At 54.8% G+C, this 26,213-nt stretch carries 23 protein-coding genes; 5 read left to right on the top strand and 18 right to left on the bottom strand.

Going from position 1 to position 26,213, the window contains the following annotated elements; genetic code table 11:
* Positions 1-460 precede the first annotated feature (460 nt).
* From V5G20_RS11335 to V5G20_RS11325, 3 genes are all read left to right on the top strand, one after another.
* Entirely contained in the window at positions 461-1,663 is a 1,203-nt protein-coding gene (locus V5G20_RS11335) for a saccharopine dehydrogenase family protein (RefSeq protein ID WP_003386175.1), read from the top strand.
* Positions 1,664-1,792: 129 nt separating this feature from the next.
* Entirely contained in the window at positions 1,793-2,938 is a 1,146-nt protein-coding gene (locus tag V5G20_RS11330) for a polyamine ABC transporter substrate-binding protein (protein ID WP_243014276.1), read from the top strand.
* A gap of 15 nt (positions 2,939-2,953) precedes the next feature.
* Positions 2,954-4,690 (top strand): amidohydrolase, encoded by a 1,737-nt coding sequence (locus V5G20_RS11325; protein WP_024982932.1) that lies wholly within the window; start codon positions 2,954-2,956, stop codon positions 4,688-4,690.
* Positions 4,691-4,893: 203 nt separating this feature from the next.
* Here V5G20_RS11325 and dapF read toward each other — a convergent pair whose 3' ends face one another.
* The 5 genes from dapF to kynU all read right to left on the bottom strand — a co-directional run bounded on the left by dapF (position 4,894) and on the right by kynU (position 9,944).
* Positions 4,894-5,760, bottom strand: coding sequence for a diaminopimelate epimerase (gene dapF, locus V5G20_RS11320; protein WP_003386178.1), 867 nt, complete (start codon positions 5,758-5,760; stop codon positions 4,894-4,896).
* Positions 5,757-6,992, bottom strand: coding sequence for a dicarboxylate/amino acid:cation symporter (locus tag V5G20_RS11315; RefSeq protein WP_003386179.1), 1,236 nt, complete (start codon positions 6,990-6,992; stop codon positions 5,757-5,759). Before V5G20_RS11315 ends, dapF begins: the two co-directional genes overlap by 4 nt.
* Before the next feature lie 219 nt (positions 6,993-7,211).
* Positions 7,212-7,907: a tryptophan 2,3-dioxygenase family protein gene (locus V5G20_RS11310; RefSeq protein WP_003386180.1), complete on the bottom strand. Its 696-nt coding sequence runs from the start codon at positions 7,905-7,907 to the stop codon at positions 7,212-7,214.
* A 68-nt stretch (positions 7,908-7,975) separates the two neighbouring features.
* Positions 7,976-8,611, bottom strand: coding sequence for an arylformamidase (kynB, locus tag V5G20_RS11305; protein ID WP_003386182.1), 636 nt, complete (start codon positions 8,609-8,611; stop codon positions 7,976-7,978).
* A gap of 46 nt (positions 8,612-8,657) precedes the next feature.
* Positions 8,658-9,944, bottom strand: a complete 1,287-nt coding sequence (kynU, locus tag V5G20_RS11300) for a kynureninase (protein ID WP_024982935.1) — start codon at positions 9,942-9,944, stop codon at positions 8,658-8,660.
* A 149-nt stretch (positions 9,945-10,093) separates the two neighbouring features.
* Here kynU and V5G20_RS11295 point away from each other — a divergent pair, with 149 nt between their 5' ends.
* Positions 10,094-10,711: a TetR/AcrR family transcriptional regulator gene (locus V5G20_RS11295; RefSeq protein WP_003386184.1), complete on the top strand. Its 618-nt coding sequence runs from the start codon at positions 10,094-10,096 to the stop codon at positions 10,709-10,711.
* Positions 10,712-10,824: 113 nt separating this feature from the next.
* Entirely contained in the window at positions 10,825-11,445 is a 621-nt protein-coding gene (locus tag V5G20_RS11290) for a YdcF family protein (RefSeq protein ID WP_031932965.1), read from the top strand.
* On the opposite strand, the gene V5G20_RS11285 is transcribed toward V5G20_RS11290, so the two are convergent.
* The 13 genes from V5G20_RS11285 to V5G20_RS11225 form a co-directional block, all read right to left on the bottom strand.
* Positions 11,436-12,323, bottom strand: a complete 888-nt coding sequence (locus V5G20_RS11285; RefSeq protein ID WP_338463411.1) for a tetratricopeptide repeat protein — start codon at positions 12,321-12,323, stop codon at positions 11,436-11,438. The genes V5G20_RS11290 and V5G20_RS11285 overlap by 10 nt on opposite strands.
* A complete protein-coding gene (locus tag V5G20_RS11280; RefSeq protein WP_003386187.1) occupies positions 12,304-12,756 on the bottom strand; it encodes a hypothetical protein in 453 nt (150 codons plus the stop codon). The genes V5G20_RS11285 and V5G20_RS11280 overlap by 20 nt, the downstream gene beginning before the upstream one ends.
* Positions 12,757-12,906: 150 nt before the next feature.
* Positions 12,907-13,647, bottom strand: coding sequence for an oxygen-insensitive NADPH nitroreductase (nfsA, locus tag V5G20_RS11275; RefSeq protein ID WP_003386188.1), 741 nt, complete (start codon positions 13,645-13,647; stop codon positions 12,907-12,909).
* Positions 13,648-13,858: 211 nt separating this feature from the next.
* Positions 13,859-14,503 carry an orotate phosphoribosyltransferase gene (gene pyrE, locus V5G20_RS11270; protein WP_003386189.1) on the bottom strand — a complete coding sequence of 215 codons (645 nt, stop codon included), beginning with the start codon at positions 14,501-14,503 and terminating at the stop codon, positions 13,859-13,861.
* Positions 14,504-14,528: 25 nt separating this feature from the next.
* On the bottom strand, positions 14,529-15,296 hold the full coding sequence (pyrF, locus tag V5G20_RS11265; protein WP_051925551.1) for an orotidine-5'-phosphate decarboxylase: 768 nt from the start codon (positions 15,294-15,296) through the stop codon (positions 14,529-14,531).
* A gap of 17 nt (positions 15,297-15,313) precedes the next feature.
* On the bottom strand, positions 15,314-18,526 hold the full coding sequence (carB, locus tag V5G20_RS11260; protein WP_031932967.1) for a carbamoyl-phosphate synthase large subunit: 3,213 nt from the start codon (positions 18,524-18,526) through the stop codon (positions 15,314-15,316).
* Entirely contained in the window at positions 18,510-19,607 is a 1,098-nt protein-coding gene (locus V5G20_RS11255; protein WP_031932968.1) for a carbamoyl phosphate synthase small subunit, read from the bottom strand. Before V5G20_RS11255 ends, carB begins: the two co-directional genes overlap by 17 nt.
* A gap of 16 nt (positions 19,608-19,623) precedes the next feature.
* Positions 19,624-20,904 carry a dihydroorotase gene (locus tag V5G20_RS11250; RefSeq protein ID WP_003386194.1) on the bottom strand — a complete coding sequence of 427 codons (1,281 nt, stop codon included), beginning with the start codon at positions 20,902-20,904 and terminating at the stop codon, positions 19,624-19,626.
* The gene (locus tag V5G20_RS11245; protein ID WP_285854634.1) at positions 20,874-21,818 is read right to left on the bottom strand and encodes an aspartate carbamoyltransferase catalytic subunit; all 945 of its coding nucleotides are present in this window, start codon (positions 21,816-21,818) and stop codon (positions 20,874-20,876) included. Before V5G20_RS11245 ends, V5G20_RS11250 begins: the two co-directional genes overlap by 31 nt.
* Positions 21,819-22,007: 189 nt before the next feature.
* The gene (locus V5G20_RS11240) at positions 22,008-23,363 is read right to left on the bottom strand and encodes a solute carrier family 23 protein (protein WP_031932970.1); all 1,356 of its coding nucleotides are present in this window, start codon (positions 23,361-23,363) and stop codon (positions 22,008-22,010) included.
* Positions 23,364-23,515: 152 nt separating this feature from the next.
* Positions 23,516-24,055 carry a bifunctional pyr operon transcriptional regulator/uracil phosphoribosyltransferase PyrR gene (gene pyrR / locus V5G20_RS11235; protein ID WP_003386197.1) on the bottom strand — a complete coding sequence of 180 codons (540 nt, stop codon included), beginning with the start codon at positions 24,053-24,055 and terminating at the stop codon, positions 23,516-23,518.
* 249 nt (positions 24,056-24,304) lie between these two features.
* On the bottom strand, positions 24,305-25,672 hold the full coding sequence (locus tag V5G20_RS11230; protein ID WP_338463410.1) for a hypothetical protein: 1,368 nt from the start codon (positions 25,670-25,672) through the stop codon (positions 24,305-24,307).
* Positions 25,673-25,808: 136 nt separating this feature from the next.
* Complete coding sequence (locus tag V5G20_RS11225) at positions 25,809-26,210, bottom strand: VOC family protein (RefSeq protein WP_003386199.1); 402 nt, start codon at positions 26,208-26,210, stop codon at positions 25,809-25,811.
* Between the last annotated feature and the right edge of the window lie 3 nt (positions 26,211-26,213).

The raw sequence follows: 26,213 nt of genomic DNA, 5'->3' as shown, positions 1-26,213 counted from the left end.
CACTTTGTTTTGGTTTTTGCTTTCTCAATAGTGAGAATAATGGTACTGCCGATGCTCCTTCATACTGCACAGGAAGCAGCCGGTCATTTGGTATCATTCTTGCATATATTTTCAGAAAAGTCAGAGTATAATTCCCTCTTTCCATTCGCATGGGACGTCGGGTGCGTCGAATATACATGAATAAAAGACGCTCCACTCTGACTTTTTCAGCAGGAAGGAGGTGCTTTTTTTGAGTAGGCTGCTGCCTGTTTTGATCCACGATCGTCCCACTTAGCTTCGGTTTCTACTATGATCTGCCCGTGTGCAGAAGGAGGGTGTTTGGATGAGACTTCGTCCGCGTGAACCAATCGATGTTGCGACACAAGTCGCGGTATTTCCTGCTACGATCGATCTGCATTTGCAGAAATGGCTGTTTCGAATGCGAAGATAGAACGTTTTCCAAAAATGGAAGGAGGACTCTATGCGAGTCGCTATTTTAGGAGTTGGCGGTGTAGGACAAGTAAGCGCGTGTGAAATCGTGAAATCGAAGTATTTGCAAAAACTGGTGCTGGCAGATATATCGATCGGCCCGGCTGAAGAGCTGGCTGCCGAGCTGCGCCGGGAGACGGATGTGGAAATCCAGGTAAAACGTGTCGACGCACGCGATGTATCGAGCGTCCAATCTATTTTGACTGACATTGACGTACTGCTGCATATCGGCTTGCCGGAAAACAACTTTGAAGTGATGAAAGCGTGCCTGAACACGAAAACCCATTATATCGACACGGCTTCAAGCGGCCCGCAATGGCTCCGCAAGCAGCTAGCCTGGACCGATAAATTCAAAGCGGCAGGCATTCTCGGAATCATGGGGCTTGGGTGCGACCCCGGCTTCTCCAACATCGCGGCGCGGTACGCTGTGGATCAGTTGGACGAAGTCGATGAGATTTTGATTCGCGACGGCGACAATTCCGTCGTCGACTACGACGGCTTCTGCTCCTTCTTCAGTCCGCAGACAGCCATTCAGGAGTGTTTGGCCAAACCGAACTTCTGGACGGCTGACAAGGGTGAACAATACTTGCCTACTCCCTTTGCCAACAAAGAGGAGTTCGAATTCCCCGAGCCGATCGGCTGGCTGGACTGCTACAACGTGGAGCACGAAGAAGCGACCACTCTTGGCGAGACGATTGGCCGCGCAAAAGGGTGCAAATACGTGGACTTCAAGTACGCCCTCCATCCCGACTTTGTGAATACCCTCAAGGTGCTGAGCTATCTGGGACTGGACAGCGACGAAGAGATCGAGGTCAAAGGCGTCAAGGTAGCGCCGCGCGATGTAGTCGTGACGACCATGCCGAAACCGGCCGATCTCGCCGGAAAAATCCACGGATACTCCTCCGTCGGCGCACTCGTCAAAGGCAAGAAGAACAACAAGCGAAAAGAAGTTTACGTCTACACGATCGCCAATCACGATGAGGTTTACTACAAGACGGAATTTCAAGCAACGATCTGGCAGACAGGCATCCCGCCGGTCGTCGCTGTCGACATGATCGCTGAAGGATTGTTGACCACGACCGGCTGCATTCCGCCCGAGCTGATCGACCCGCTCCCCTTTTTAGAGCGGTTAAAGGCTCGCGGCATGACTTGGGATGTGATTGAGAAGACTGCCCCTCTCAGGCAAATATCGTAGTACGTAACTTGAGATATAGAAAAAGATCGGGATTGGCAGCTGTTGCCGCTGTCCCGATCTTTGTTAAATACAGATCGGTACGTTTCTTCCGATTCATCAATCCTACATGAAACGAAGGTGAAACCTCTCATGATGGAGAAAAAGCGGACAAGCCTGTTCATGCTCATCTTAGTCGCTGCTCTGGTTCTGTTGACCGGATTGACTGGTTGCGGAAGCAGCTCTGTCCAGCCGGGTCAGCAGGTCCAGGGGAATGGCGCTCCCTCGTCGGGAAATGAAGCTGCCAAAGCGGGCGGAGACAGCCAGGCAGGATTGTCCAAATCGCTCAACCTCTTTATCTGGTCGGAGTACATCCCGCCAAGTGTTCTGGAGGCATTTGAAAAAGAGTACGGCGTAAAGGTGAATATCAGCACCTACTCCTCGAACGAGGAAATGTTCGCCAAACTGTCTGTCAATTCTTCGGGCTATGATCTTGCCGTCGCGAGCGACTACATGGTAGACTTGATGCGCAAACAGCAATTGATGGAAAAGTTGGACTACTCCAGCATCAGCAACATCAAAAACGTCGGTCCGGAGTTTTTGAAACGCTCCTCTGATCCCGAGGGGGCTTTTTCTGTGCCGTACATGTGGGGAAATGTCGTGATTGCGGTCAATGCGGACAAGGTTTCCATCCCCATTTCCGGTTACCGGGATCTGCTTAACCCAAAGTTGAAGGGATCGCTTGTCGTACTCGATGACGCCCGCTCGATGATCGGCATCGCCAATCAAATGCAGGGCAAGTCACTGAATGAGACGGACCCCGCCGTACTGGAAAAATCGAAAGAGCTGCTCAGCCAATTGATGCCCAACGTAAAGGCTTTTGACAGCGACAGCCCGAAGACGCTGCTCGTATCCGGCGAGGTGGCGGCCGGCATCGTCTACGGTGCCGAGGCTTCGCTAGCCCGTCAGGAAAATCCGGCGATCAAAACGGTACTGCCCAAGGAAGGCATGGAGCTTTGGCAGGATAATTTCGTCATTCCCAAGGGCAGTCCAAACAAAAAAACGGCAGAGACATTCATCAACTTCATTCTTCGCCCGGACATCAGCGCCGAAATCTCCAAACATTACCCGTATGCGAATCCGAACCTGGCCGCCCACGAGCTGATCGACAAGGCCGTTTTGGAAGACCCCGCCGTCTATCCGCCGAAGGAGGACTTGGCAAAAGGGGAATACATGGTGGACATCGGGGATGCCGCCAAGCAGTATGACCGGATTTGGTCGGAAATTAAACTTGAGTAAAAAGGTGGATGACGCGTGAAACGGACAACCTGTTTTCTGGCAAGCCTGCTGCTGCTCGGTTCCCTGGGCAGCTATGGCGCAAATGCTGCACCTCTGCCTGCGGACAAGCAGGCCGATCTGATTTTGCAAAATGGAGCCGTTTACACGGTGGACAAAAACCGCAACTGGGCGGAAGCCGTCGCGGTCAAAGACGGGCGCATCCTTTTTGTCGGAACCGATGCCGATGCGAAAAAATATGCCGGCCCCAAGACCGAAGTCGTCGATTTGAAAGGAAAAATGGTGCTGCCCGGCTTCTTCGACAGTCACACTCACGCCAGCGAAACGGTCAAGCAAATTCATTCTGTCGATCTGTACGGCAAGCAATCGGTGGATGAATATTTGCAGGCCGTGCGCGAATTCGCCAAAAAGCATCCCGATGCCAAAGTCATTACCGGTATGGGCTGGAGCAACCCGCTGATCCCGGGCAAAGGGCCGAGCAAAAAAATGCTCGATGATGTCATTTCGGACATTCCCGTCGTGCTCACTTCGGAAGACGTTCACTCTGTATGGGCAAATTCAAAAGCACTCGAGCTCGCCGGCATTACCAAGGATACGAAAAATCCCGAGGGCGGCGTAATCGAACGGGATGACGCCACGGGCGAACCATGGGGGACGCTCCGCGAAAAAGCCGTTGATCTGATCGCCGACGTGGTTCCCGAATTTACTGTCGACCAGTATATGGATGGCATCCTGGCCTATCAGGAAATGGCAGCAGAACGCGGTGTCACGACAGCCCACGAGCCAATGATCGGCGGTCCCAACGTTCTGGCCGCCTACAAAAAAGCCGAGGAAAACAACAAGCTGACCATGCGTTTCCGCAATTCCTTCCTGGCTGATCCCGGAAAAGGGCCGGAACAGCTCCAGGAGTTCATTAAGGAACGGGAGAAAAACAAAGGACCGCTCTACCAGACAAACAGTGTCAAAATCTTTATGGATGGCGTAATCGAAGGCAGCACAGGTTATTTGTCCGAGCCTTACGAACATATTGATTCACATGGCGAGCTTGTCTGGAGGCCGGACAGCTACAAGCAAATGGCAGCGGCCATCGACAAATCAGGCTTTCAGGTTCATGTTCACTCCATCGGAGATGCGGCCACTTCGATTGCGCTGGACGGACTGGAAGCGGTGCAAAAAAGCAACGGCAAACGCGACTCCCGCCATCTCATCACCCATCTCCAGCTTGTCAAGCCGGAGGATATCAGCCGCTTCAAGGCTCTGGGAGTGATCGGAGTTCCTCAGCCGTTCTGGTTCTTTAAAGAACCGGGCTATTACGAAGACATCCAGGTACCGTACCTCGGTCAGGAACGGGCTGACCGCGAATACCCGATGAAGAGCTTTATTGCCGCCGGGGTACACATGGCCTCCTCGAGCGACTATCCGGTGACGCAGGAGTTCTCTCCCCTGGATGGCATCGAGCGCGGCGTCACTCGGGCGGAGCACGGTTCTACCGATCCCGGCGACATTCTCTGGCCGGAGGAGAGAGCCACGCTGGCTGACATGATCGCCAGCTTTACGATCGAGGGAGCGTATGCCAATTTCCTCGAAAACGAGACTGGCTCCATCGAGATCGGCAAAAAGGCCGACCTGGTCGTCCTGGAGAAAAATCTGTTTGAGATCCCGGCGACCCAGATCAATGAGACAAAGGTTCTGCTCACCTTATTTGAAGGCAAGCCGGTTTATCGCGACAGCTCATTTGGACCGGCAGGCAAATAGCGTTTGATAAACAAGAAGCATGTTTTCCTCAGGCAGCCGACCGGGAGCGCTCTGCAAAATTCTTTCCTGAGCAGAGCTTGGCGGCTTGGTGGAAAGCATGCTTCTTTTCGTTTCACCTTCGCAGTCTGTTTGTCATTCTAACAACTTTTTAACCGTCACAGCCTGTTCGTTATCCCAACTCGATCTATAAACCGCTCTTCCTCTTACATCCACATTTCCGGCAAGAGGTACCCGGAAGCTACCCACCTCGTCGGTCCTCCGAGAACGATGTCTCTGACCAGATTGTTTTCAAGGCGAAAGGAAACCCTAAGCTCTCCTCCCCTGGTCAAGACTGTTACCGGCGACGCGACCAGACCGAGCAACGACGACGTGATTGCGCTGGCCGTCGCACCCGAGCCGCAGGCGAGCGTCTCTCGCTCTACTCCCCTCTCATACGTCCGGATCTTGAGCTTGTTTTCGTCAGCTATTTGCACAAAGTTCACATTGACGCCGTCAGGAAAGATCGAGTGATCGTACCGGATCGCTTTTCCCCAGGCTGATACCTGCTCGTCACTCATCTCTTCTGTATCCGCGACAAACCAGACCGTATGCGGCACACCGACCACGGCAAAATGGTATTGACGAGCTCCATCCATGGCTTCATAACGGCGATTCAGGAAAAAGTCAGCCCTGTCCATTGCCGGAAAGTACACGTCTACCCATCGACCTTCCACAAGAGAATGATACAGGCCGTCTTTGGCAGCAAACCGCATCGCTGCAGGCGCAATCCCTTTTTCAAAGGCGTAACGGGCAATACATCTGGCCCCGTTCCCGCACATTTCCCCTTCGCTGCCATCTGCGTTGAAGTAACGCATGGAAAAATCGGCAACGTCGGACTTCTCCACCCACATGCATCCGTCAGCTCCCAATGCCGTTTCCCGATTGCACAGCCGACGGGCGATTGCTCCGAGCTCCTTGCCCTCCCATTCTTCCTGCCGATTGTCCATAATCAAAAAGTCGTTGCCGCAGCCATGCATCTTCGCAAAAGGGATGCACCTTTTCATGATCTCAATGGAATTTCCGGGATTCATGCTTTGTTCATCCACCCTTTGCCCTCGAGGATGCGAGAAACGAGCATGCTGGCGGCAGTATCCCCGGTAGCGTTCACCATCGTCGCAGGGGGATCGACCAGCGTTCCGATCATCGCGACGATCGGCAGTGCTTCCGGCGGAAAACCGTACATCGTAACGATCAGCATTTCCCCGATAAAGCCGCCGCCCGGGACGCCAGACATGACCACACCGCTCAGAACAGCGATGACAATGGCTGTCACGTATGTCTCAAACCCGTGAAACGGCATTTGAAACAAGCCAAACAGAAATGAAATTTTCAGAATGGCGCTCAGACAGGAACCATCCATATGGGCAGTGGCTCCGAGCGGGATGACGATCTCGCGGATGTCCTTTGGCACACCGAGCCGGGCCGTCGCTTCCAGATTGACTGGAATGGTCGCTACGCTGCTCGATGTCGCAAGCGAAGTGACGGCAGGAGAGACGGCTGCCCGCCAAAACTTTCCCGGACCTCCCCTGCCTGCTGCCATATACGCATACAACGTGAAGAACAGGAAGAAATACAAAATTGCAATCGGATAGTACACCGACATCGCCCGGGCGTACGAACCTAACAGCTCCGGCCCGAATACCCCGACGAGCGTGGCAAAGTAGGCACCCAGCCCAATCGGAGCATAGTACATCAGCAGCTTGATCAGCTTGATCATTACCTCGGACAAAAGAGAGAGGCCGTCTGCTACCCTCCTCCCTTTTTCTCCGGTAAGACTTACCGCAAGGCCGAACAAGATCGAAAAGACAATGAGTGCCAGCATGTTTTTCCGCGACAGCAGATCGCTAAAATTGGGCACGGTAAAGGCGTTTACGAACTGCTCTCCCGTTTGCAGCGGCTTCAGCTCGTCCGGTGCTTTGAGTTCGATTTGAACACCATCAGCCGGCGGAACAAGCGAAACTCCGACGATCATCAGCACAGATGAAACGATACCCGTAGCGACAAAGACTGCCAGCATCACGCCCAGGATTTTTCCCAGCCGCTTCAAGTTTGCGATGCTGGCTACCGCGCTGCTGATGTTGACAAAGACCAGCGGCACGACAATGGTGAACATCAGATTGATAAAAATGTCGCCAAACGGTTTGAGCACATCTGCCTTCGGTCCGGCCACCCACCCTATCACGCCGCCGATGAGGATCGCAACCAACAAAAGGATGGGATACCGATACGCTTCCCATGCCCGGCTTTTCCCGGATTCCCCCATTATTTTCACCCCTTTTTGGACTTGTGTGGAGTTGTCTACTTAAATATATGGAGGAACGCTCGATACATTTCTGAAAATTCACTAAAATAATGCCTGTTGGTTCAAAGTACGAGAACAGGGGAAAGTGTAGCACTATCACCCGCTTTAAGACTTGAAGCTTCTCCACTGACAAAAAAACTTCTCTCGAATGGAGACATTTTTCCATTCGAGAGAAGCTGTTTACTCGCCGAGCGGCCGCGGATTGTAGCTGGAGCCGGTCCAGTCGGTCAACTCGCTGATCGCCTTCCATAACACCGGATAAAACTCGTGTCGGACCCCCTTCTGCAGCGCTTGGGCCGGTATCCCCTTGAGGCTGTTTGTCTCCAGGCCGATCATCCGGCGCACTAGCTGCAGATGCTGATAGCGAAAGCTTTGGAAGCCCTCGTCAAACTGGATCAGCTCCTGCATCAGCTGATACAAGGCGAGATGTGCCGTGGGCTCTTTGTGCACGTCGAGAGGAGACAGTCCCTTTTCGCCCAGGAGCTTTTCAAATGGCTCCCAAAGGGTCGGGCCAAACTGGAGGATCTGATTGAACCCCGGCGAATCCTGTCCGCTGCCCCTCCCGAGCGCGAGCCGTATGGTATGGTAATCCAACGGACTGATCACTTTGACCATCGTAAATACTTCCGGCAGATGCTTCATGTGGAGATTGACGCGGTGCAGATGTTCCTTTGCCTTGTCAGGCTCCCCTGCGACCATCGCCGATTTGGCCATTTGCAGATATTGCATGACGAGTTTGAAATGCAGCTCCGCGATCTGATGAATCACCTGAAAGGTCAGTTCATCCGCGCACGCCAACTCATCCTCACGCTTTTGCAACCCGAGCAGTTCCTCTGTCCGAATGTATTTCTCGTAATCCGACAGCTCTCTGGTCAACGGCTTTTCCTCCCCTTTTTCAAGTAACAGCGAGCAGCATGGCCGAAAGCATCCGGCTCCGCGATGTCTTATTCATTTCCCTGTGCTAAACGGCGCAATACGGCACGAACAGGACTTCCGTCCGCCTGGACGAGCGGCAGCGGCAGGGCTATCAGCTCGTACTGTCCCGGCTCTACATGATCCAGCAGCAGCCCCTCCAAAATGTGAATATGGCAGGCGTGCAGACTGTGATGAGCCGGCAGCTCCTTGCTGTCCAGCGGATCGACCGACGGGACGTCGACACCGATCAGGCGAATGCCCTGCTCCGCTAAAAAAGGAGCCAGATCAGAGCGGAGATAACAGATATCAGAAGGAAAACGCCCAGGATCGGGCCACGAGCCGGTACGGAGCAAAAGCCGTTCCACCCCTGTCAGATCGATACCGTCCAGATCGGCGGCTCCGACGCTCTGTTTCCCGGACACATCCAGAACTATAGCCGGACCGATGTAAATCTCGATCGGCAAATCAAGAATTTTATTCCCGTCATCGTCAAAGTGATAAGGAGCGTCTACATGTGTACCCGTATGCAGGCTCATCGTCAGCTTGCCTACATTGACAGAGCCGCTCTCGGATTTCGGCCAGCTCACCTCGTAGTGAAACGGCGTATCGCCAGGCCATGTAGGGGCACCGGGCGCGAGCGGACGCGATATGTCAATCCAGTTCATATTCCTGGCAGCTCCTCTCCTGCGTTTCCGGCAGATTTATTGTGCTTCAAGCGACCACGCCGCGTTTGTTCTCGTAACGTTCATACGTCCGCTCCTCCATAATCCGCTTCAGGATTTGGACGGCACGCCATACATCATGGTATGAGGTATACAGGGCTACTGGTGCCAGGCGTATCACGTTTGGCGCCCGAAAATCCGGAATCACCCCGCTATCTTTCAAAGCCTTGCAGATGCGGGCCGCTTCCGGATGCTCCAGGCTGACATGTCCCCCTCTCCTCGCATCCTCTCGCGGATTTCCGATGACAAAGCCGTGATCCGCAAGCTCCTCATCAAGCAGATCCATCAAATAGGCAGTCTGCTGCAAGGACTTCTGGCGAATCTGGTCTATTCCCGCCTCCTCGAACATGGACAGCGCTCCGAATAAGGGGGCCATGCTCAAAATATGCGGCGTCCCGATCTGGTACGCTCCAGCCGTCTGCGCGGGCGAAAAGCTCAGCTCCATATCAAACTGTTTCTCTTTGTCCGATCCGAACCAGCCGGCCAGTCCTGGCAACCGCCCGAAGTGCTTCCGGTTTACGTACAGCGCGCCAACACTGCCAGGCCCGCCATTGAGGTACTTGTAGTTGCACCAGTAGGCAAAGTCGACATCCCATTCGCTGAATCGATGCGGAATCGCACCGACCGAATGACAGCCGTCAAAGCCGATCATGATTCCCCGCTTGTGCGCTTCCTCCGTCAATCGCGGGATATCGAGGAGCTGTCCGCTTCGATACAAAACAGTGGGGAGGACGATCAGGGCGATCTCTTCAGTCATGCAAGCGATGATGTCGTCCTCCTCCAGAAAGCGGCCATCGCGGCTGGCTGCCAAGACCAGATGCTCATGCGGATCGAGTCCACGCAGCCTGATCTGGCTTTGCAAGGCATAAATATCCGAGGGAAAGGTAAGCTCATCGGCGAGAATTTTGGTCCGTTTCCCCTCAGGCTGATAAAAGGTGGACGCCAACTGGTGGAGATTGACCGTTGTGGAACCGCTTGCAATCACTTCATCGGGATCCGCTCCGACAAGCGGCGCCAGACAAGCCCCCAGCCTCTCCGCCTGGTAAAACCACGGTCGCTCCCCTTGTGTCCACCCATCAATCCCCATCCGTTTCCAATCGTTCAGCGAGTCCATGAGGGTACGCTCGGCCCTTTTTGACAACATCCCAAGCGAGTTTCCATCCAGGTAGACAATACCTTGCGGAAGGTAGTACTCTTCGCGAAAAGGACCCAGAGCATCGCGATTGTCCTGCTCCAGAGCAAATTCTTCCGTGGGCGAAAACGCAGATTCCTTCAAGGGAAAACCTCCTTCGTATCGGTTGTTAGCACAAGATTACAGAAAAGTTGACATAGTGTCAATATTTTGAATTAGTTGGCTTTGGAGTCCGCCTCTCTTCCTTTTTCCCTTATTTCCCTGTATTCTAGTTGGTAAAGGAGGGCGGTGCTGTGGAAGAGACAAAGAGCGTAACGGATGGACGCCATTTGCGTTCGCTGCACACCCGGCACAAGCTGTTGGAAGCAGCCAAAGAAGTATTTCGCGAGGAAGGCTTCCACAAAGCAACGATCTCCCAGATCATCAAGCGGGCAAAAACAGGATACGGTACCGCCTATGTCCACTTTACAGGCAAGGATGACCTCCTGATCGTTTTGATGGAAGATGTCATGACGGCATTCTACAGTATTGCAGAGCTTCCCTTTACACCCGCTTCCCGCGCCGAAGCTGAAGAGCTTATTCTGTACCAGACGACTGCCTTTTTACGAATGGCTGAGTCTGAGCGCAAGATGCTGCAGGTATTTGGAGAGGCGATTGGCGTCTCGGCCTCTGCTTCGCAAAAATGGGCCGAGATCCGCGAGCGCTTCATCAACAGAATTGCCCAGGACATCGCCTATTCCCAGCAGAACGGCTTGGCACGGACCGGACTTGATCCGGAGCTGGTCGCACGCGGCTGGTTTTACTCGCATGAAATGTACCTCTGGGAAATCGTTCGGGGAGAACATCAAGCTCAACTGGACGAGATCGCGAAAACATTGGCAGCCATCTATACGGGTGGATTGTATTCATAAGCAGCAAAAAAGAGACTTGCAGCCCGCTTGTTGACGGACAAGTCTCTTTTTTCCGGCATTTGTACAATTTCATTCCTTTTCACGGAATTTCGGTTTCCACTTGGGGGTTCTTCATGAAAATGAAAAAAAAGCGATCTACCCGCGTTTTATTGCTGTTGTCGCTGCTTGTTCTACTGACGGTGTCTCACGCAGCCTACAGCATTTGGTCCTTTGCCTCCGTCCGCTATTGGGGAAAGACAGATGCGGCCATCGTCCTCGGAGCAGCCGTCTGGGATTCGCAGCCTTCCCCGGTGTTTCGGGAACGGATCGACCACGCTATCTGGCTGTACCAGAACGGGTATGTCCAAGGAATCCTGTTTACAGGCGGCAAAAGCGCAGACAGCGCCGAAGCCGAATCCGAGGTAGCTCGCGATTACGCCATCAAGCATGGGGTGCACCCTGCCGATATTTTGTTGGAAAACCGCTCTACTATTACGGAAGAAAACCTTTCATTCGCACTCGAGGTTGCCCGTACCGCAAACTGGCGCAGCTTTACGATTGTCAGCGATCCGCTGCACATGAAACGCTCTCTGGCCATGGCCCACGACCTGGGGATGGAGGCATACTCCTCGCCGACGCCCACCTCAGCCTATCAAAGCCTGAAGACAAAAGCTCCTTTTTTTCTTCGCGAGTTGTTCTATTACCTCGGCTATCAAGCCAGCAAGCCGCTCAGGTGGCTGGGCCTTTACCGATAGCGCCCCCATTTTCGCACTGCCCGGTAAATGAAAGGGGAGATCCATGTATATATGCAGAAAGGGACGTAGACCATGGCGAGGACTCCCGCAGCCCCCTCCCAGTCTAGCTTGCCGAAAAGAAAAACGGCCCCGATAAAACAAATCCACCAGACGACCGGCCCGCCCGTTTTCTGCATCAAGCGATTCGGGAAAAAGACCGGATGGATGATCTCGTCGATTTCTTCGATCGCATACAAGAGCGGTTCATTGCCGGGATCCAGCAAATAGGCCTGCCGGTAACACTCCCGGGCTTCCCGATAATTTCCCCGATCCAGTGCGGCCAGCCCCATTTTCATCAGCTTGTCAACATCACTTCCGGCGATTTCGTTGTATTTTCGGATCGTTTCCTGCTGGGCTTCGACCTCATCGTACGCCCGCAAAAAATGGTAATGGTAGTGCAGGACGACTTCGCTTTCCGGGTCGACTCGCATCGCTTCAGCCATCAACAGCTTCGCCTTTTCCTCGTAACCGGTGACCAGCATCAAATACCCGTATTGGGCGAGTAAATCGCCGTCCTGCGGATTTTTGGCAAGGCCGGCCAAAAAAAATTCTTCCGCCTCAGCGTAAGCGCCCTTTGCCTTGCAAATAATACCAAGCAGCGAGTATACCTCTTCCCCGAAGTAGCCGACGCGCAAAGCTTCGCGGGCAAACGTCTCGGCTTCGTCCAGCTGGTCCAGCTTGAAAGAGCAATAGGCTACGAAGAACAGCAGCTGACCGTCCTCCTGACTGGTTGCCAAAAACGGCATGAATTTTTCTTTTGCCTGTTCATAGCGCCCCATGTGGTACAAATGCATGGCTTCCTGCCAGGCTACGTTATTGTCATCCCTGATCAAAGACATCGTGAATCCCCTTCCCCATCGTCACCAGCCAACTGTCGAATACGATTCCGGCCACCACGGCAAGCAGTCCCCACCAAAAAATCGGCTGATCCTCACCGATGATGACGGAATGCAGCTTGTAGCGCTTTCGTTGGGCGTATCGATAGACAACTGCCAGGGCGACGCCCATGATCCGTGACAGAAGCGCTACGCTGTCGGCTCCCGTCCAGGCGACGTAAGCGAGCTTCAATCCGCAAAGAAGCAAGCTGATTCCAAGCAGCATCGCGATCATCTTCTTGCTGCACCGCAGCCATATCGCATTTCTCGTACCCAAAATCATGACCGGCAGCACGCCGCCGAAAAAGCCGAGATAAAAAAAACGATCAATGTCGTAAGATTTGGTTACACGTATCTCTCCATTCGCCAAAGAAGGCTGTAAAAGCTCCCGGTTCAACAAACTGTCATCTCCAATCCCGATAATGCAAACACCATTAATCTTACTAGCATACCAAGCATTGTCAAGAATTGACAAACAAAAAGTGCCCGGTTTCCTACTGCGAAACTTTGGGCACTTTTTTCCGTTCCCCCTGGCTGATCTCGGCTCCTACTTCAAAGGAAATCCCTGCTTCCTTAAAAAGTCGCCAAGATGCGGACGCCTTGGTTTTTGCAAATAATCGGCCATCTGTTTGGTCCAGCCTTCCGCATGATCTTTCCTTGTTCTGCGGGCATAATATTCGGCGGAAACCGCTTCGTACTCCTCCAGCGCTTCCGGCAAATGCTCCGTCCGGTATTCCTCTTCATGGATGACCGCACGCTTGGGCAGTCTTGGCTTTTGCTCCACGTCTTGATCGGGATAGCCCAGGCACATGCCCATGATCGGAGCGGTTAGCACAGGAAGCTTAAGCAGGCGGGCGACATCCTCCGGCTGATTGCGTATTCCGCCGATCATTACTCCGCCCAGACCGTGAGAACGAGCGGCGACTAGCGCGTTTTCCGCTGCCAATGCCGTATCTACGGCGGCCACCAGCATATTTTCCACCTCGTCAGCCAAAAATTCGCTTCCGTGCATGTCGCTCGCCAGCTTCAACTTGTAGAAATCAGCGCAAAACACAAGAAAGACGGGACATGTCTCCACCCATTTCTGTCCCCCGCATAGCTGGGCCAGCTGTTTTTTCTTTTCCGCTGAACGCACGACGACAATGCTGTAGGCTTGAACGTTGTGCGAGGAAGGAGCCCACTGGGCGCTTGCCAAAATATCCGCAAGCACGTCGTCCGGGATCGGTCTGTCCGTGTACTTGCGGATGGAGCGGTGCGATTGGATCAACCTGGTTACATCTGTCTGCATCGTATGCCTCCTGTCGGTAACTGAACGAATATTTGATCAAGCTTATTCTTCCTTATGGTTTGCCGATTCGGTTTTTCCCCCGTAAGCCTGATACCACTATTATAGCTTGTCTGCCCCTCTTTCGTCTGAACAGCAAAAAGCTGCGGGAAAATCCGCAGCTTTTTGCACAAGCGTGATGATCTGTTGTCACTCTGCTTCGTGCTACACGCGATTAGGAAGAAAAAAAGGTTCTGGGCGATTTGCGCCAGTCGGCGAGAATGGATTCCTGATCAGCAGTGATAACTCCGTTCTCTTTGGCAGCTTCCAGCAATGCCGTATAGTTGGACAAGGTGCTTGCCTCAATGCCGGCTTCCGCGAACAGCCCCGAAGCGTCGGGGAATTGGTAGCTGAAGATCGCGATCACGCCAAGCACTTCGGCTCCTTCCTCCGCTACAGCCTGGGCCGCCTTCAGCGAGCTTCCGCCTGTCGAGATCAAGTCTTCGATGACGACTACTTTTTGGCCTTTGTGGAGGGCGCCTTCAATTTGATTTTGACGCCCGTGGCCTTTTGCCTTGTCACGAACATAGATCATCGGCAAATCGAGAATTTCCGCCACCCAAGCCGCATGCGGAATGCCAGCTGTCGCCGTGCCCGCGATCACTTCCGCTTGCGGGTACTTTTCGCGGATCGCTTTCGCAAATGCTTGCGCGATCTGGCGGCGAACAGTCGGGTAGGACATCGTGATCCGGTTGTCGCAATAAATCGGAGACTTGATCCCCGACGTCCAGGTGAACGGTTGATCCGGCCGCAGATGCACGGCCCCGATCTCCAGCAATTTGCCCGCGATTTCCTTGGCAGTAGTTTTTGTATTTGTCATCATTGCTTTTCCTCCCCCATGCGCGCTAGATGCGTGCCGCTTCTGCCTCTTGCACGATTTTTTCCCATGCTTCCGCCGGGTCCGGCGCACCCGTGATCGCCCGGCCGATGACCAGATAATCGCTGCCTAGCTGAAAAGCCTTCTCCGGTGTCGTGATACGGGTCTGGTCTCCTTTGTCCGAACCGAGCGGCCGTATCCCCGGAGTCACGGTAATAAACGAGCTGCCCGCTGCCTGTTTGATCACGGGGACCTCCAGAGGAGAGGCAACGACCCCATCGAGGCCCGCTTGCTTCGTCATCATCGTGTAGTGTACGACTACATCCTCGACATTCCCGGGAATAGCCAGCTCCTGGTTCATCGTCGTTTTCCCCGTAGATGTCAGCATCGTGACTGCGATCAGGAGCGGGCGTGCAGCGCCCGCCGGCGTTCCTTGCTCCAGGCCTTCCCGTGCAGCGGCCATCATCTGTGTGCCGCCTGCTGCGTGGACGTTGACCATGTCTACCCCGTGGCGGGCCAGGCTTCGCATCGCTCCTTTGGCCGTGTTGGGAATGTCGTGCACCTTCAGATCGAGGAAGACTTTGAGGCCCTTCTCTTTCAGGAAGTGCACGATTGCCGGACCTTCCGCGTATGCCAGCTCCATTCCCACCTTTACATAGCGGACCCGTCCATCCAGGCGCTGCAGACATTGCTCTACTTCTTTTTTGGTGGAAAAGTCCAGCGCTACGATCATCCGCTCGCGAACATCTGTTGGTTGTGATTGCACACTACTCTCCTCTTTTCTATCCCGTTTCATTCAAGCTTACCGTTCCCTTACACGGTTACCGCAACTTGCGCGCCAGAGCGCTGCGCCGGCATGGCTTCCGTGGAGAAGGTGATCGTCTCCAGTACATGCAGAAGTGCCGTCGCCGTATCCAGCGAGGTGAGACATACCGCCCCGTTTTCCACCGCTTCGCGTCTGATGCGGAATCCGTCGCGCTGCGGCGTCTTGCCTCTGGTCAAGGTGTTCAGCACGATGTTGGCTTCGCCCCTGTGAATCATGTCCAAGAGGTTCGGTGTGCCCTCTGACAATTTGTTCACGCGGGTGACGGGGAGACCTGCCTGCTCCAGATAGTCGGCTGTCCCTGCCGTAGCCAGCAGCTTGAACCCGAGCATGCGGAAGCGTTTGACGATACCCAGCGCTTCCTCTTTATCCTTGTCTGCCACGGTGACCAGCAGGGAGCCGTGAGTCGGGATGTTCATGCCCGCAGCCACCAGCCCTTTGTAAAGCGCTTTGGCCAAGGTGCTTTCACGCCCCATGACTTCCCCGGTCGATTTCATTTCCGGTCCGAGCGTGATGTCTACCCGGCGCAGCTTGGCGAAGGAGAAGACAGGCACTTTGACAGAAACCATCGCTTCTTCCGGATGGTAGCCCGGTGTAAAGCCTTGCTCTGTGATCGAGTGGCCGAGGATGGCCTTTGTCGCGATGTTGGCCATCGGAATGCCGGTTACTTTGGAGAGGAACGGCACGGTCCTGGATGATCTCGGATTCACTTCGATCACGTACGGCTGGTTTTTGTAGATGACAAACTGGATGTTGAGCAGCCCTTTGATTTGCAGTGCGCGGGCCAGCTTGGTCGTCATCTCGATCAGTTCCTGCTTGATCGCATCTGACAGAGACTGCGGCGGATAAACCGCGATGGAGTCGCCGGAGTGCACCCCTGCGCGTTCGATGTGTTCCATTATTCCCGGGATCAGGACGTTTTCGCCGTCACAGATCGCGTCGACTTCGGCTTCGGTCCCTACCATGTAGCGGTCGACCAGCACCGGGTGATCCGGGTTTACCTTTACGGCCTTTTCCATGTACTCCAGCAGCTCGTCATTGTTGTAGACAATCTCCATCGCGCGTCCGCCCAGCACATAAGACGGGCGGACCAGTACCGGGAAGCCGAGCTCTTCCGCAGCCACGACTGCCTCTTGTACCGAGGTGACCGTTTTTCCGGGCGGCTGGGCGATGTTGAGATTGCGCAGCAGAGCCTCGAACTTCTCCCGGTTTTCTGCTGCGTCGATGTTCTCCAGACTGGTTCCCAGGATTTTGATCCCCCGGGCTGCCAGCTTGTCTGCCAGATTGATCGCCGTCTGACCGCCGAACTGGACGATCACGCCTTCCGGTTTCTCCGCATCGATAATGTTCATTACGTCTTCGATGTAGAGCGGTTCAAAGTAGAGCCGGTCGGATGTGTTGAAGTCGGTGGAGACCGTCTCCGGGTTGTTGTTGATGATGACCGCCTCGTAGCCCGCTTCCTGCAGCGCCCAAACAGCGTGTACGGTCGCGTAGTCAAACTCGATCCCCTGTCCGATGCGGATCGGACCCGAGCCCAGCACGATCACCCGCTTTTTGCCTGTCTCGATGCGCTCATCCTCTACTTCGTAGCTGGAGTAGTAGTAAGGCGTTGACGCCTCAAACTCAGCCGCGCAGGTGTCTACCATTTTAAAGACCGGCGTAAACCCGTGCTGCTTTCTGAGTGCGCGAACCTCGTCTTCGGTTTGCCCCGCAAGCTCGGCGATTTTCCTGTCCGTAAATCCGAGGCGCTTGGCTGTATACAGCTTTTCTTCCGTCAAACCTTGAGCCAGCTCCGACTCGAATGCCACCAGCTTGTGGAATTTGTGCAGGAAGAAGAAGTCGATTTTGGTCAAGTCGTGAAGTCTCTCAAGGCTCCATCCGCGGCGCAGCGCTTCTCCCAGAAGGAACAGCCGCTCGTCGTCGGCAGCGATCAGGCGAGCCGTCAGCTCTTCTTCGGCAATTTCCGATGCGCCTTTCATCTCCAGGTGATAGGTGCCCACTTCCAGCGAGCGGATCGCTTTCATGATCGATTCCTCGAATGTTCGACCGATCGCCATCACTTCTCCGGTCGCCTTCATCTGGGTGCCCAGCTTGCGGTTGGCCGATTGGAACTTGTCAAATGGCCAGCGCGGGATTTTGCTCACGACGTAGTCGAGTGTCGGCTCGAAGCAAGCGTACGTTTGTCCGGTAACCGGATTGCGCAGCTCATCCAGGGTGTAGCCGATCGCGATCTTTGCCGCCATCTTGGCGATCGGATAGCCGGTCGCTTTGGAGGCCAGGGCCGAAGAACGGCTGACGCGCGGGTTGACCTCGATCACGTAATACTGGAAGCTGTGCGGGTCAAGCGCATACTGCACATTGCAGCCGCCCTCGATGCCCAGTGCGCGAATGATGTTCAGCGCGGAGGAGCGGAGCATTTGGTACTCGCGGTCCGACAACGTCTGGCTAGGCGCGACAACGATGGAGTCGCCCGTATGCACGCCTACCGGGTCGATATTTTCCATGTTGCAGACCACGATGCAGTTGTCATTGGCATCGCGCATCACTTCGTATTCGATTTCCTTCATGCCGGCAATGCTTTTCTCGATCAGGCATTGCGTAATCGGCGAGTATTTCAAACCGCTGGCGACAATCTCGCGAAGGCTCTCTTCGTCCGCGCAAATGCCTCCGCCGGTGCCGCCCAGCGTGTAGGCCGGACGGACGATGATCGGGTAGCCGATCTCGTTGGCAAAATCGACTGCTTCTTCGACCGTGCTGACGATTGTGGAATCCGGCACCGGCTCGCCCAGCTCCTTCATCAGCGCACGGAACAGCTCGCGGTCTTCCGCTTGTTTGATGGAATCCAGATTGGTACCGAGGAGCTTGACGTTCTCCGCTTCCAGCACCCCTGCCTCGGCAAGGGCTACCGCCATATTCAAGCCTGTCTGTCCGCCGAGCGTCGGCAAGAGACCATCCGGCTTTTCCTGCCGGATGACACGCGTGACAAATTCAAGCGTGATCGGCTCGATATACACCTTGTCTGCCATATTTGTATCTGTCATGATGGTGGCCGGATTGGAGTTGATCAGGACGACCTCCAGTCCTTCCTCTTTCAGCGCCTGGCAAGCCTGCGTGCCTGCGTAGTCAAACTCTGCCGCCTGCCCGATCACGATAGGACCGGAACCGATAACCAGAATCTTTTTCAAATCAGCGTGTTTTGGCATGCGAACTCTCCTCCTTGGCGTTTTCCATCATTTCGATAAAGCGGTCGAACAGGTAACCCGAATCATATGGACCCGGAGCGGCCTCTGGGTGGTACTGTACCGAGAAGGCCCGCTTCTCCGGGCAGCTCAGCCCTTCCACGGTTCCGTCATTGAGAGCCGTATGCGTAATCGTCAGACCGGTTCCGGCGATCGACTCTTCCTTCACCGCGTAGCTGTGGTTTTGCGAGGTGATATACGTGCGTTCGGTGGCGACTTCCTTGACCGGATGGTTGCCTCCGCGATGCCCGAATTTCATCTTCATCGTGTCCGCCCCGGATGCGAGCGCGAACAACTGGTGGCCCAGACAAATTCCGAAGATCGGGTATTCTCCGAGTATTTCGCTGATCATCCGGATCGCCTGCGGGACGTCTTTCGGATCGCCGGGGCCGTTGGAGAGCAGGATTCCGTCAGGCTGCAAGCGGCGAATTTCCTCGGCGGTCACGTTGTACGGCACCACGACCACATCGCATTGGCGCTTGGTCAGCTCACGCAGGATGCCGTGCTTTGCGCCGAAATCGACCAGCACCACGCGATGTCCCGTCCCCGGGCAGCTGAAAACGCTCTTGGTCGATACGCGGGCCACCTGATCGGTCATGAGCGGCGTGCTGCGCAGCGAATCAAGCAATTCGGAAAGCGGAGCGTCACTCGTCGTGATGAGCCCTCTCATCGTTCCGTGGTAGCGGATTTTCCGTGTCAGCATCCTCGTGTCCACCCCGGCGATTCCCGGGATGTCGTACGCCTTGAGCAGCTCGTCAAGGGTGCTGGTGTTGCGCCAATTGCTCGGTTCGTCGCAGTGCTCTCTGACCACAAATCCGTGGATATACGGACGTACAGCTTCGAAGTCGTCGCGGTTGATCCCGTAGTTTCCGATCAAGGGATAGGTCATCGTGACGATTTGTCCGCAGTAAGACGGATCGGACAATACCTCCTGATAGCCCGTCAAGCCCGTGTTGAACACGACTTCACCGTATGTTTCCTTCACCTTTCCAAAAGCCGTTCCGACGCATTCCGTACCGTCTTCCAAAATCAGTCTCGCTCGCATCTTCGCTCCTCCTTTTTTACGCTTGGCGGTAAACGATTTTCCCGTCAACCAGTGTTACTGCAGGCCATCCTTTGCATTTCCAGCCGGCAAACGGCGTGTTTTTGCCTTTGCTCGCAAACGTATCGGGGTCTACTTCTTTTTCTGTATCCAGGTCAATCACGGTCAGGTCGGCTGGCGCTCCGATTTCCAGGCGTCCGTATGGCAACTGGAAGCAGTCAGCCGGCTTCACCGTGAGAAAATCGACCAGTTGTTTCAATGTAAGCTCGCCTGTCAGAACGAGGTTTGTGTACAGCAGCGGGAAGGCCGTCTCCAGACCGACGATGCCAAACGGCGCCCGCTCCAGGCCGTTTGCCTTTTCCTCTGCCGTATGCGGGGCGTGGTCCGTCGCGATGATGTCGATCGTGCCGTCCTTCAGACCCGCGATCAGCGCCGCGCGATCGTCCCGGGACCTCAGCGGCGGGTTCATCTTCCAGTTCGTATTCAAATCTTCCGGGATGTCTTCATCGCACAGAAGCAGATGGTGCGGAGTCACTTCGCAGGTGACGTTGACTCCGGCGCGTTTGCCGTCGCGGACCAGCCGTACGGATTCCTTGGCGCTGATGTGGCAGACGTGATAGTGAACGCCTGTCTGCTCGGCCAGCAGAATATCGCGTCCCACATGGACCGACTCAGACTCCGACGGGATACCGGGCAGCCCGTGGCGGGCGGCCACAACGCCGTCGTGCAGCGCGCCGCCCGGAGGCAAGAGCGTGTCGTCCTCGCAGTGGGCGACGATGGAAAGACCCAAGGCCGCCGCCTCCTGCATCGCTTTTTTCATCATGCCGGCCGATTGCACGCCTACGCCGTCGTCTGTGAGGGCAAAGATCCCTGCTTCCTTCAATCCGGAAAAATCGGTCAGCTCTTTGCCCAACTGGCGGATCGTAATTGCGCCGTAAGGGAGGACGCGGGCAGCACCTGCTTCGCGTGCCTTATCGTGGATGTAGCGGACTGTCTCGACACTGTCGATGGAGGGCCGGGTATTCGGCATGCAGGCAATGGTCGTAAATCCGCCTCGCACCGCCGCATTCGCTCCGGTCGCGATCGTTTCCTTTTGCTCCAGGCCAGGCTCGCGAAGGTGGACGTGCACATCGATGAAGCCAGCGGAAATGAGCCCGCCTCTGCAATCGATCCACTCGTGTCCGGCTCTGTCTACCTTTTCCGCTATCGCCGTGATCCGTCCGTCAGTGACCAGCACCTCTGCGGGGATCAGCTCTCCCGTCCGATTGATCAGTTTGCCGTTGCCAAGGATGATTCCCATTTCACATCGCTCCCTCTCAGTAATGTTTCCATGACGGCCATGCGTGCCGCTACGCCGTTGGTCACCTGCTTATGGATCAGCGACCGCTCGCAGTCGACCAGATCCGTGTGAATCTCCACTCCGCGATTCACTGGAGCAGGGTGCATGATCACCGCTCCCGGCTTCATCATGCGTGCTCGCTCCAGCGTGAGTCCGTGGGCCAGATGATACTCTTCCTTGGATATGAACAGCGAGGAGGTGTGCCGCTCGAGCTGGACACGCAGCATCATGACCACGTCAGCCGTCCTGACGGCTTCGTCGATATCGACGATTTGAACTCCATGAGGGACGAGCTGGGGTTGCGGCATCATGCTCGCAGGTCCCGCAAGCAGCAGATGGGCGCCCATTTTCGGCAGAGCGTGCAGATGCGAGCCGAGGACGCGGCTGTGCCGCAAGTCGCCGATGATCGCGACGCTCAGCCCTTCGATTTTGCCAAATTGCTGCTGCATGGTCAGCAAATCGAGCAGGCACTGCGTCGGGTGTTCGTTCGTACCGTCCCCGGCGTTGATCAGCTGGAGCTCTACCTGATCAGCCAGCTCTTCAAACAGGCCGTCCTTGCGAGTCCGGATGACCGCTGCTTCCACGCCCATCGCTTCCAGTGTTCGCACTGTATCCAGGATGGTTTCCCCTTTTACCGTGGAGGAGGTCTCCGGGATGAAGTTCAGTACATGGGCACCGAGCCGCTTCTGGGCTACTTCAAAAGAGAATCTGGTCCGCGTACTTGCTTCAAAGAACAGGTTGGCGACGAAGCGTCCCCGCAACACCTCTGATTGCACGCCCGGACTCTTTGCCCAGAAATCCGCACGCTCCAAAAGGCTGCCGATCTCTTCTCTAGACAAATTCTTGATTCCAGTCAGATGCCGCATGTTACTCATCTCGAATCCCTCCGTTATTTCCGATTTCTCCAAACCGTCTGTAGATGTGTGCAAAAAAAGCTTCTTGCCAAGCTGCCGCGTGAGGCGGGCATAGGCAAGAAGCTTTTCGCTTCGTTCGACAAGCAGGGCAAACAGCGCCCTACTTCCTTGCCAGCCTCACGGGACTGTTTTAAAGGAATTTGGAACGTGTCAGGATTGCGCTTCGCGGTGAGCTTCCCCCATCGCCGATTCTTTCCCCGGGAGAATCACGTGCAGGATGATCCCGAGGAAGGTAGCGAAGGCGATGTTGTCAATCGTCAGATTGTGCAGGAATGCCTGCCAGAAGGTAGCACCTTCGAAGCTTATTTTGTAGCCGCCGATCCCGGTTACGAGGATCGCGGCAGAGATGATCATATTGCGCTTGTTGGAAAAGTCGACCTTGTTTTCGACGAACATGCGCAATCCTTGGGCGGCGATGATTCCGAACAGGATAATGGAGACGCCGCCAAGCACCGGTGTAGGGATGGTCATCAGCAGCGTGCTGATTTTGCCGACGAAGGCGAACAGGATGGCACAGACAGCAGCCAGTCCGATCACGACCCGGCTGTAGACCCGAGTGATTGCCAGAACTCCGATGTTTTCGCCGTACGTCGTCGCCGGAGGTCCTCCGATGAACGCGGCCAGAGAGGTCGCAATCCCGTCACCCAAAAGGCTGCGGTGCAAGCCGGGGTCTTTCATCAGGTCACGGTCCATGACTTTGCTCGTAACAAGCAGATGACCCAAGTGTTCTGCCAGTGTCACGAATGCGACCGGCGCAATGATCAGCGCTGCAACCCATGCGGAAGGATTGCCGATTACAGCTGCAACTTCGCCGAATTTGAAGTGATCGTGAAACATCCCCGAGAAGCCGACAAACCATTTTGCTTCAGCCACTTTGTTCAGGTCGATCAAATCGGGATGGCGGAGCAGGGTGTAAAGATACCCGACGATGATCCCGATCAGAATCGGAATCAGGGCGAAAAATCCGCGCAGCATCACTGCCGCAAGGATTGTCACGATCATCGTGACAAGCGAAATCTCGATGGAGGTCAAGGACAGGTGCGATTGTCCGTCTACCGTTACCTTTGTCGCCATATCGACAGCGACGACAGACAGGCTAAGTCCGATTACGACGATGACCGACGCAATTACCACCGGTGGCAGTACCCGATCCAGCCACTTGACACCTGCCTTCTTGACGATGGCCGCCACGATGATGTAGACAAGGCCTGAGAGCAGACAGCCGAGCAGTGCAGTGCCGACTCCGTAAGCCTGGCTCACTGTGATGATCGGACCGATGAAGGCAAAGGAAGAGCCCAGGTAGTTTGGAATCTTTCCTTTTGTAATCCAGAGGAACAGAAGCGTCCCGATCCCGCTGGTAAACAGTGCGGTCGCCACGTCCAGGCCTGTCAAAATCGGCACCAGTACAGTCGAACCGAACATGGCAAACAGGTGCTGAATGCTGAGCGGCAAAAGCCTGGAGATCGGCGGCGTTTCGTGCACATCAACAAAGTTTTTTTGACTCATTTTCGATATCCCCCTGTGCGTGTATAACGTTTCTGTCTACTAAAAAACCTCTTTGCGAGAGGCGCAAAGAGGCATACTCCTTCCATCGAAAGACGGGAAGCAAGTACCTCTTTGCAACCTCACGGGATTGCCATTTAAAGAGGTGTATGCAGTTAGATCAACTGGCGAATGGTCACCATGTCCATGGCGTCCACTTCCGCTAGCTGTACATCGATAATTTCGCTACGCGAGGTCGGAACGTTCTTTCCTACAAAATCCGGCCGGATCGGCAGCTCGCGGTGGCCCCGGTCTACCAGTACGGCCAATTGAATCATGCGCGGACGCCCGTTGTCGATCAGCGCGTCCAGCGCCGCTCTCACCGTACGGCCGGTAAAGAGCACGTCGTCGACGAGAATCACCGTTTTACCAGTAATTTCATCAGGCAGTTGGGAACCGTGGAGTACGGCGTCCTCGGACTTGTGCTGCAAATCATCCCGGTAAAATGTAATGTCCAGCTGTCCGACAGGAACTCTTACATTTTCGATCAGTTCGATCCGCTCAACCAATCGCTCTGCAAGGTAAATCCCTCTCGTCTTGATGCCGACGACGATGCAGTCTTCCACGCCCTTGTTGCGTTCGATAATTTCGTGGGCAATCCGGGTTAAAGCCCGACGGATCGCAGCTTCATCCATAATCACGCTTTTGTTGATCATGTGTATTTCCTCCCCCGACTGACAGCTTGACATATTTGACGAGATGAAAAAAAGCTTCTTGCCGGTTGACAAGAAGCCACTGGGCATGACAGAAGAAAAGCGGCAGAGCCCCATTCTCTTTTGTCCATGCTTGTATCCGTGCCCTTGCCAGCCTCACGGGACTGGATTTAAAGGTTCTCGATTCGTCAGAACACATTATGTCATGAATCGGGCAAGGTGTCAACACTTTTTCATATTCCTCGAATCATTTCACTCAGATTGAATCCAGTAAACTCCCACCCATTCGGGCAAATAATTCGCATAGTATCCCGGGTCACCCGTCACATGGCGAACCAGCTCTTTCTCTTGCCCATCCGTTGTGCGAACGTAGACAGAGCCATGCTCAGCTCCATCCAATCGGACAAAGATCAGCTGCTTTCCGTCTGGAGAAGGGTGGGGATACGTATCGGCTGTACCCTCGGGTCCCTTGGTGACTGGCAGCGCACGGCCTTGCGTATCTCGCATCCAGATTCGTTGTCCGGAGATCAGAAGCTGTTTTGGATCGTAATTCCCGAGCCATTTCGCATTTTCAAACCCTCTCGCAAAATACAAGCTGTCCGCTGCTTTCTCGGGCCAACGCGGAAGGGCGTCCACTTTGCCAGGCTGTCCTGCATGTACAATCTTGCCGTCTTTATCTGCAAGGGTCAGATGTTTGTTTTCCGTTGCGATGCGTCCGCTCCCGTCGATAAAAGCCAATCGGGAACTATCCGGCGACCAGGAGAACCATTCCGGATAAGCCAGCCCCACCCCGATCTCGACCGGCTTTCGGTCCGGCTTCGTCAGGTCAAAAAGCTGAATGCTTACGCCATCGGCCGACAGTGAGCCCGATGAAACCCGGACATAGTAGGCCACCCGTTTGCCGTCAGGGGACAATGTGAGTCCTTCGGCCGAATACGGATAGATGCCTTCCTCGACATTCGGCGGCCCCCCCAGCGCATAGGCGGCCAGCTTTTTCCCTGCAAGATCGGTCAACTCCAAAGTAATAGGACGCCCCTTTGCAGCAGGAACAGACACAAGCAGACGCTTTCCATCCGGCAGCCAGGCAAAATCCTCAATCTCCCGCCTTTGCTCCAACAGCTTCTGTACCCGCTCCCCATCCAGTCTTGCCACGACGAACTCGGGAGAATAGGCATTGTCTGGACCACCTGTTTGAGTGGATTGAACCATGTATGCAAAGGTCTTTGCATCACTCGCCCATTTCGGTTTCTCCAGAACCCGGCGCGGGTCCACCTGAAAGGCTCCGGATCCATCCGCTTTCACTGCCCACAGAACATTTCCGGATGAAGCATCAGCCGGATTTTGGTTGTGCAAGTAAAACAGCCATTTTCCGTCTGGCGACCATCCTGCAATCTCCACTGCACCGGTTGTCGTGATCTGCTTGGGTTTTGCCTTCGGGTCACTGCCGTCCAGCAGCCATAATTGCGCGTTGCTGGTAAACGCCACTCTTGCAGGTACGCTCGCCTCAAATATTCTCTCAGGTGTCTGGATTTGTTCGGCTGCACTGCCGATACCGCTGCCAGCAAACAGCACAACTGCTGCGCAAACGATACCGGACAGGATGGAAACACACTTCCGCATCGCATTTGCCTCCCTCATTCTTGTTCAATCGTACGACGCATTTCGGCTGTCTTTTGTTACCTCCCAAACAAAAAACGCCAGGGAAATGATTTCTCAATCCCTAGCGTTTTCCAATCGCATCGCTTTTATGTGACACCTATACCAAGGCTGGCTCCATCAACAAAAACAGATTTCCGTACAGATCGGCAAAAATGGCTTCGCGCCCGTACATCTGATCACGCGGCTCAGTGACAAAGTGCACTCCCCGTTCGCGGAATGTCGCATACGTCTCGTCAAACCGATCCGTCTCCCACACCCACATCGGATTTTTCCCTACCAGGGCCAGCATTTGTTCCGCCGTCTCCTGATCGTGCCAATGCGTCGGGTCGTGCAGCACAATTTCCACTTCCTGCCCCGGGAGTCCGACCGTCAGCCACCAGGCTCCCGAGTCCATTTTGGCACTCATCCGCACCTCAAAGCCCAGCTTTTCCGTGTAGAATTGCAGCGCCTCTTCGCAGTCCCTCACGTACAGCGTGACATGTGCCAGTCTTCGCAGCATACC

The sequence above is a fragment of the Brevibacillus borstelensis genome (genome assembly GCF_036700025.1).
In the GTDB taxonomy this organism is placed as follows: domain Bacteria; phylum Bacillota; class Bacilli; order Brevibacillales; family Brevibacillaceae; genus Brevibacillus; species Brevibacillus borstelensis.
The sequence above is the reverse complement of the archived record's forward strand: the minus strand, read 5'-3'. Positions and strand labels throughout refer to the sequence as shown.

Bases quoted from the DNA above. Each gene is read 5' to 3' on its own strand.
- V5G20_RS11315 (WP_003386179.1), bottom strand. From the start codon at position 6,992: ATGGGGGAATCCGGGAAAAGCCGGGCATGGGAAGCGTATCGGTATCCC.
- pyrR (WP_003386197.1), bottom strand. From the start codon at position 24,055: ATGATCAACAAAAGCGTGATTATGGATGAAGCTGCGATCCGTCGGGCT.
- V5G20_RS11335 (WP_003386175.1), top strand. From the start codon at position 461: ATGCGAGTCGCTATTTTAGGAGTTGGCGGTGTAGGACAAGTAAGCGCG.
- pyrE (WP_003386189.1), bottom strand. From the start codon at position 14,503: ATGACAAATACAAAAACTACTGCCAAGGAAATCGCGGGCAAATTGCTG.
- V5G20_RS11245 (WP_285854634.1), bottom strand. From the start codon at position 21,818: ATGAGTAACATGCGGCATCTGACTGGAATCAAGAATTTGTCTAGAGAA.
- V5G20_RS11230 (WP_338463410.1), bottom strand. From the start codon at position 25,672: ATGCGGAAGTGTGTTTCCATCCTGTCCGGTATCGTTTGCGCAGCAGTT.
- dapF (WP_003386178.1), bottom strand. From the start codon at position 5,760: ATGAATCCCGGAAATTCCATTGAGATCATGAAAAGGTGCATCCCTTTT.
- carB (WP_031932967.1), bottom strand. From the start codon at position 18,526: ATGCCAAAACACGCTGATTTGAAAAAGATTCTGGTTATCGGTTCCGGT.
- V5G20_RS11290 (WP_031932965.1), top strand. From the start codon at position 10,825: ATGAAAATGAAAAAAAAGCGATCTACCCGCGTTTTATTGCTGTTGTCG.
- V5G20_RS11255 (WP_031932968.1), bottom strand. From the start codon at position 19,607: ATGCGAGCGAGACTGATTTTGGAAGACGGTACGGAATGCGTCGGAACG.
- pyrF (WP_051925551.1), bottom strand. From the start codon at position 15,296: ATGAAACGGGATAGAAAAGAGGAGAGTAGTGTGCAATCACAACCAACA.
- kynB (WP_003386182.1), bottom strand. From the start codon at position 8,611: ATGAACTGGATTGACATATCGCGTCCGCTCGCGCCCGGTGCCCCTACA.
- V5G20_RS11285 (WP_338463411.1), bottom strand. From the start codon at position 12,323: ATGTCTTTGATCAGGGATGACAATAACGTAGCCTGGCAGGAAGCCATG.
- V5G20_RS11250 (WP_003386194.1), bottom strand. From the start codon at position 20,904: ATGGGAATCATCCTTGGCAACGGCAAACTGATCAATCGGACGGGAGAG.
- V5G20_RS11330 (WP_243014276.1), top strand. From the start codon at position 1,793: ATGATGGAGAAAAAGCGGACAAGCCTGTTCATGCTCATCTTAGTCGCT.
- nfsA (WP_003386188.1), bottom strand. From the start codon at position 13,647: ATGCAGACAGATGTAACCAGGTTGATCCAATCGCACCGCTCCATCCGC.
- V5G20_RS11240 (WP_031932970.1), bottom strand. From the start codon at position 23,363: ATGAGTCAAAAAAACTTTGTTGATGTGCACGAAACGCCGCCGATCTCC.
- V5G20_RS11225 (WP_003386199.1), bottom strand. From the start codon at position 26,210: ATGCTGCGAAGACTGGCACATGTCACGCTGTACGTGAGGGACTGCGAA.